Source organism: Pseudomonas sp. NPDC089534 (assembly GCF_044749305.1).
GTDB lineage: Bacteria > Pseudomonadota > Gammaproteobacteria > Pseudomonadales > Pseudomonadaceae > Aquipseudomonas > Aquipseudomonas ekonensis.
In genome coordinates this window covers 99299-105802 of the sequence record NZ_JBIVHR010000005.1, presented here as the reverse complement: position 1 = coordinate 105802, position 6504 = coordinate 99299, and the positions used below count along the sequence as shown (strand labels likewise).

At 64.4% G+C, this 6504-nt stretch carries 7 protein-coding genes and 1 pseudogene; 1 reads left to right on the top strand and 7 read right to left on the bottom strand.

The window, feature by feature from the left end; all coding sequences use genetic code 11:
* The coding region (locus ACIP0B_RS02930; RefSeq protein ID WP_400829657.1) for an AAA family ATPase at nucleotides 1-779 on the top strand (779 nt) is incomplete at its 5' end.
* A 151-nt stretch (nucleotides 780-930) separates the two neighbouring features.
* Here the strand turns inward: ACIP0B_RS02930 and ACIP0B_RS02925 are convergent.
* From ACIP0B_RS02925 to ACIP0B_RS02895, 7 genes and pseudogenes are all read right to left on the bottom strand, one after another.
* On the bottom strand, nucleotides 931-1809 hold the full coding sequence (locus ACIP0B_RS02925) for a transporter substrate-binding domain-containing protein (protein WP_400829656.1): 879 nt from the start codon (nucleotides 1807-1809) through the stop codon (nucleotides 931-933).
* Nucleotides 1806-1940: pseudogene (locus tag ACIP0B_RS02920) on the bottom strand (amino acid ABC transporter ATP-binding protein); the annotation flags it as partial. The pseudogene ACIP0B_RS02920 and the gene ACIP0B_RS02925, both read right to left, overlap by 4 nt.
* A gap of 24 nt (nucleotides 1941-1964) precedes the next feature.
* A complete protein-coding gene (locus tag ACIP0B_RS02915) occupies nucleotides 1965-2624 on the bottom strand; it encodes an amino acid ABC transporter permease (RefSeq protein ID WP_400829654.1) in 660 nt (219 codons plus the stop codon).
* Nucleotides 2605-3270 carry an amino acid ABC transporter permease gene (locus ACIP0B_RS02910; RefSeq protein WP_400829652.1) on the bottom strand — a complete coding sequence of 222 codons (666 nt, stop codon included), beginning with the start codon at nucleotides 3268-3270 and terminating at the stop codon, nucleotides 2605-2607. The genes ACIP0B_RS02915 and ACIP0B_RS02910 overlap by 20 nt, the downstream gene beginning before the upstream one ends.
* 595 nt (nucleotides 3271-3865) lie before the next feature.
* The gene (locus tag ACIP0B_RS02905; RefSeq protein ID WP_217894140.1) at nucleotides 3866-4663 is read right to left on the bottom strand and encodes a MetQ/NlpA family ABC transporter substrate-binding protein; all 798 of its coding nucleotides are present in this window, start codon (nucleotides 4661-4663) and stop codon (nucleotides 3866-3868) included.
* Between the two features lie 167 nt (nucleotides 4664-4830).
* Nucleotides 4831-5763 carry a sigma 54-interacting transcriptional regulator gene (locus ACIP0B_RS02900; protein ID WP_400829650.1) on the bottom strand — a complete coding sequence of 311 codons (933 nt, stop codon included), beginning with the start codon at nucleotides 5761-5763 and terminating at the stop codon, nucleotides 4831-4833.
* A 59-nt stretch (nucleotides 5764-5822) separates the two neighbouring features.
* Complete coding sequence (locus tag ACIP0B_RS02895; RefSeq protein ID WP_400829649.1) at nucleotides 5823-6404, bottom strand: alpha/beta hydrolase; 582 nt, start codon at nucleotides 6402-6404, stop codon at nucleotides 5823-5825.
* Nucleotides 6405-6504: the final 100 nt, after the last annotated feature.

Here is a 6504-nt window from a genome sequence, read left to right as displayed (position 1 = left end):
GGGAGTGCATCTGGGCCGGGCCCTTCCATCGCCCGGCCAGCCTGCTGGTGGACCGCGACGGCCCGATGATCCGCGCCCGCGAGGGCCGCCGTTGGGACGTGCTGGCCCAGCACACGCCGACCTTCGACAGCCTGTTCGATCAGGTCGGCAGCCTGCGCACCTCGCCGGAGGTGTTCCAGATGCGCGAGTTCATCCGCCGCTGGCGCTTCTACGACCACTTTCGCAGCGACGCCGACGCCCCGGCGCGCCAGCCGCAACTGGGCACCCGTACGCCGGTGCTGCACCACGACGGCCGGGACCTGGCCGCGGCGTTGCGCACCATCATCGAGATCGGCGACCCCGACGCCTTGCGGGCAGCGGTCAGCGACGCGTTTCCCGGCGCACGCCTGGAGATCGCGCCGCTGGCCGGCGGACGCTTCGCCATCGAGTTCCATCAGGAAGGGTTGCTGCGGCCGCTGTCGGCGGCGGAGCTGTCGGACGGCACCTTGCGTTACCTGCTGCTGGTCGCGGCGCTGCTGACGCCGCGCCCGCCGTCGCTGATGGTGCTGAACGAACCGGAGACCAGCCTGCACCCGGACCTGCTGCCGGCGCTGGCGCGCCTGATCATCCGCGTGTCGCAGGACTGTCAGGTGTGGGTGGTGTCCCACGCCCGGCGGCTGATCTCGGCGTTGCAGGAAGATCCGGACTGCAACTGCATCGTGCTGGAGAAGACCCTCGGCCAGACCGGCGTCGTCGGCCAGCGGATGCTGGACGAGCCGGCGTGGCACTGGCCGGATTGAGCCCGCGGCGAGGGCGCTTGCGCCCGCCGGGCTGCGCAGCGGCCCCAAACCCTACGACCCGGTGAATCAGGAAAATCAGGTCGCCTCATTGATGGCCGCTGCGCAGCCAAGCGGGAGCAAGCTCCCTCGCCACAAGGTTTCGGTCAGGCGCTCAGCCCTGCCACTTGCCGCCTTCGACGATCACGCTCTCAGGCTTGGTGTCGTCGCTCAGTTCCTTGCGCACGTACTGGTCGTACAGCTTGAGCAGGTACTTCTCCTCGCCCAGCTTCGCCAGTTCCGCGTTCACCCAGTCGCGCAACTCGATGTTGCCCTTCTTCACCGCCGGCGCGATCGGGGCCTCGGCGCCGAGCTTTTCGTCCAGCACGCGGTAGCCCGGGTTCTGCTTGGCCCAGCTGAACAGCACCAGGTTGTCCTGGGCGTAGGCGTCGCCGCGACCGCTGGCCAGGGCCTGCAGCGACTCGGTGTTCTTCTCGAACTTGAGCAGTTTCCAGTCCGGGTGGTTCTTGGTCAGCCAGATGTCGGCGGTGGTGCCCGTGGTGACGATGGTGGTGCGGGTCGCCAGGTCGTCGAGCTTCTTCACCGCACTGCCCTCGGGCACCAGCGCCTGCACCGCCACCCGCAGGTTCGGGTTGGTGAAGTCCACCGCGTCCTTGCGCTCCGGGGTGACGGTCATGTTGGCCAGGATCAGGTCGACCTTGTCGCTTTGCAGGAACGGGATCCGGCTGGCCGGCTCCACGGCGACGAACTCGATCTTGTTCTCGTCGCCCAGCAGGTCCTTGGCCAGCCGGCGGCCGATGTCGGTGTCGAAGCCGACGTAGCGCCCCGTCTCGTTGACGAAGCCGAACGGCGGCTTGTCGGTGAACACACCGACGATCAGCTTGTCGCGGGCCTTGATCTTGTCCAGGTAACCGGCGGGCGCAGCGCTCTCGCTGGCGACCTTGGGCTTGGCCGGTTCCTCGGATTTGTTGCAGCCGGCCAGCAGCGCGAGGCCGAGCAGGGGCAGTACGAACAGCGATTTGGCAGTTTTCATGACAGTTCCTTGGTCTGAGTCGTTTTGGGCAACGTCGCCGAAGGCCAGGCCTCGGCGTGGGAGAACTTCTCCAGGAACGGCTGCGCGCGTGCGGTCTGCGGGTTCGCAAAGAAAATCTCGGGCGGGGTGCGGGCCCTGCAAAGCGGTGGATGCGCTCATGCGTGGGCCCAGCGCCGCTCCAGCACGCGGGAGGCGGCCGAGAGCGGGTAGCAGATGAAAAAGAAGAACAGAAACAGCGCGCCGTAGATCAGCACCGATTCGTAGGTGCGCTCGATGATCTGCTGGCCGACCTTGATCACGTCCACCACCCCGATCAGCACCGCCAGGGAGCTGGTCTTGACGATGCGCGTGTAGACGTTGATGGTCGGCGGCGTCATGCGCTTGAGCGCCTGCGGCATCAGTACGTAGGCGTAGAGCTGCAAGGTGTTGAAACCGAGCGACAGCCCGGCCTCGCGCTGCCCGCGGGGCAACGAGCGCAATGCGCCGCGCGCTACCTCGCCGACTTCGCTGGCGCCCCACAGCGACAGCACCGTCACCGCGCACCAGAAGCCCGGCACGCTCAGGCCGAAGAAAATCGGCAGGCCGAAAAACAGCAGGTACAGCCAGACCAGCACCGGAATCGCCCGGAACAGCTCCAGGTAGATCCGCAGCACCGCGTTGAGCCATTTCACGCCGAGGGTGCACAGCACGCCGTAGAGCACGCCGCCGACGGTGCTGACCGCGATGCTCAGCAACGAGATCGACAAGGTCTGCCCGGCGCCGGCCGCCAGTTGCGGCAACGACACCCACAGCAGCTCAAGACCCGAACTGGCCATGTTGCAGCCTCCTTTCCAGACGGCCGAGCAGCAGCGACAGCGGCAGGAACAGCAGCACGCAGATCAGCGTCAGCACGGCGAGCATTTCGTAGGTCTTGTAGTAGAGGGCGATGTAGCTCTTGGTGGTGTAGAGGAGTTCCGGCACCGCCACGGCCGACACCACCGTGGTTTCCTTGAGCAGGAAAATGAAATTGGCGAACAGCGACGGCAGGCTGAGGATTCCCGCCTGCGGCAGGATCACGTAGCGCAGCACTTGCAGGTCGGACAGCCCGAGGGAACGGCCCGACTCGATCTGCCCCTTGGGCACCGCTTCGACGCCGGCGCGCAGCACCTCGGTCAGGTAGGCGCCGCCGAGGAACGTCAGGGTGATGATCGCGGCGGCGAAACCGGAAACGTGAACCCCCACGGCCGGCAAGGCGAAGTAGACGAAAAACAGCTGGATCAGCAGCGGCGTGTTGCGGGCCAGTTCCACGTAGAGAGCGATGACCTTTGGCAGGTAGGGCACACGCAAGACCAGGAGCGCCGCATTGAGCAGCGCCACGGCCAACGACGTGCCGATGGCGATCAGGCCGACCTGCAGGGTCACGCCCACGGCGCTCAGGAAGGCCGGCAGGGTGCTGAGGATAAACGCGTAATCGAAGGTCATGAAACGTCCTGACGCCGCTCGGTAAGCGACGGTGGTGCAATCCATGGACAGCGGGTGGCCGTCCTGCAGGCACCGACTTTATCGGTATAAAAACAATAATTTAAATACCGATAAAGCATATTGATATCACACAAAAAACTAATCGACGGGTTTACCGGGGCAAGTGAAGAAAGCTATTTTCCCCACCGCTGTAGGAAGGATCTTTTTTTGAGATTGCCCCTCCAAGGACGCACAGCTTTTGGCCAGACTCCCTGGGCCAAACCATTACAAGGAAGAAAACATGGCTGACGTAAAAGTGCCGCAGCGGCTGGATCCGCAGGACATCGTGAAACTGCTGGTGGCGTTGCGCAGGGCGCTGAAGACGGGGCTCGCCTAGGCCCTGTGGCGAGGGCGCTTGCTCCCGCTCGGCTGCACAGCAGTCGCGAATCCGGCCGACGCCTTCGCCCCGAGTCGGCCGGTTGCCCGGTTTGGGGCCGCTGCGCAGCCCAGCGGGAGCAAGCTCCCTCGCCACAGTATCCAGCGCAAACAAAAACGCCGACGACCATCGCTGGCCGTCGGCGTTTTCACACCTTGAAGGGGGTGCTGCTGCGTCGGATCAGAACGCCGGCAATACCGCGCCGTTGTACTTCTTCTCGATGAACGCCTTCACTTCAGGGCTGGTCAGGGCCTTGGCCAGCTTCTGGATCGCGTCGCTGTTCTTGTTGTCCTCACGGGCCACCAGGAAGTTCACGTAAGGCGAGTCCGCGCCTTCGATCACCAGGGCGTCCTTGGTCGGGTTCAGCTTGGCTTCCAACGCGTAGTTGGTGTTGATCATGTCCAGGTCGACTTCGTTCAGCACCCGCGGCAGCAGGGCCGATTCCAGTTCCTTGAACTTGAAGTTGTGCGGGTTCTTGGCGATGTCCTTCGGCGTGGCCAGCGCGTTCTTCGGATCCTTCAGCTCGATCAGGCCGGCCTTCTGCAGCAGGATCAGGGCGCGGCCGCTGTTGCTGCCTTCGTTCGGGATCGCGATGGTCGCGCCGTTCGGCAGGTCCGCCAGCGATTTGTACTTCTTCGAGTAGCCGCCGAACGGTTCGACGTGGACGCCTTCCACGGTCACCAGGTACTTGGCCTTGTCGTCCTTGTATTTGCCGGCGTTGAAGCTGTCCAGGTAAGGCTTGGTCTGGAAGTAGTTGGCGTCCAGGCGCTTCTCGCCCACCTGCACGTTCGGCTGCACGTAGTCGGTGAAGACTTTGACTTCCAGATCCACGCCTTCTTTGGCGAGGGTCGGCTTGATCAGCTCGAGGATCTCGGCGTGGGGGATCGGCGTGGCCGCCACCACCAGTTTCTCGCCGGCCTGGGCCAGGGATGCGGTCAGGGCAGCCGCCAATGCGGAAAACAGCAGAACCTTTTTCATGCAGTGTCCTTATCGAAAGTCATGGTCGTCATCGACGACGGCATTGAATACAAGTGCCAGTGATGTGCTATCGCTGGCGTGAAGCGGACAATACCGGGATTTTTTATTCCCGGACAATAACGTTTATTCAGCTTCATATTCCATTTTGTTCATACTGAACAAAACGCTCACAACCCTTCCGCCAGACGCAAAAGCAAGCCTTTCAATGCCTTGCGCTCGTCGGGCGTCCCGCCGATGCCGGTGCCCGCCACATGGCGCTCAAGCTGGGCCAGCAACCCGGACGCCTCGGGCAGGTTCAGGTGTTCGGGCAGGATTTCGTCGCCCGTGCTCACCAGCAACGCGAAGTGAATGACGTTCTCCAGCTCCCGGGTATTGCCCGGCCAACTGTGCCGCTCCAACACTTCCTGCGCTGCCTCGCTGATCAGCGGCACCGGCAGGTCCAGACGCTGGCTGTAGATGCCGAGGAAGTATTCGGCCAGCGACAGGATGTCGCCGGTCCGCTCGCGCAAGGCCGGCAGTTCCAGATGGCCTTCGCTGAGGTAATGGAACAGCCGCTCATGGAATTTCCCCGCCGCCACCGCCTGCGCCAGGTCGATGCTGGTGGCGGCCACCAGGCGCACGTCCACCGGGCTCGGCTGATGGGCGCCGACACGGGTGACTTCGTGGTTTTCCAGGGCGGCGAGCAATTTGACCTGGATCGGCAGCGGCAAGTCGCCGATTTCGTCCAGGTACAGGGTGCCGCCGTTGGCCGAGCCGAACCAGCCGGCGCGGCTGCTGGCCGACCCCGTGTAGCTGCCGGCGGCATAGCCGAACAGTTCGGCGTCGGCGTAGGTCGGGCTGATCGCCCCGCAGTTGACCGACACGAACAGGCCGCTGCGGTCACTGGCGCGGTGGATGTGCCGGGCGAGCAGTTCCTTGCCGGTGCCGGTTTCGCCGCGGATCAGCACCGAGACCGAACGCGGGGCCAGTTGGTTCATGTGCTCGCGCAACCGGCGCGAGCGCGGATCGACGAACACCAGCGCCTTGGCGCGGATGCTCAGGGGGCTTTTTTCCGCATCGGGAAAGGTCAGCAACGGCTGACCGAAGGTCTCGAGACTCATGGCAGACTCCCGCCCAGAACCGCCGGGAGACGGGGGCGATCAAGAATGGAAAGAAGGGGTCAAGCGCGCCGCCGGGCGTGATGCTCCATGCGGCTCTGCAAGCGGTACAGGTAAGCGAATCCCTGCTCCCAGCGCCGATGGCCGGACTTCACATTGATGTGCCCGGCCCCGGCGAGGATCCCCGCCTCGGCGCCCCAGTTGCGCGCCAGCTCCAGGGCCCGGGTGGCACTGACGGCGGCGTCGTTGTCGGAGCTCACCACTTGGCTTGGGAACGGCAGCAGGCCGGTCGGGATCGGCGCGAAGTTGCGCAGGGCCGGCACGCACGCCGGACGCTCGACATCCGCCGGCGCGACCAGCAGCGCGCCGCGCACCTGACGCAGGGCCTGCAACGGCGCGTTGGCCGCCCAATGGGCAACGGTGATGCAACCCAGGCTGTGCGCGATCAGGATCACCGGCGTGCTGTCGGCGGCGATCGCCTCGGCCAGCGCCGCCACCCAATCCTCGCGCCGGGGCGTCAGCCAATCGGCCTGCTCCACCCGCGCGCTGTTGGGCAGACTGTTCTGCCAGTGGGTCTGCCAATGATCCTCTGGCGATCCTTGCCAGCCCGGCACAATCAGGTAACGGATTGATTCGTTGCGCATGGGGATGCTCTCCTGCGTCGTGTCTGTTCCTGATCGAGTATAGGGACGGGAGTTATATTCGTTAAGGAATAAGAAGCTATTTATTAATAACGTAAAGTTA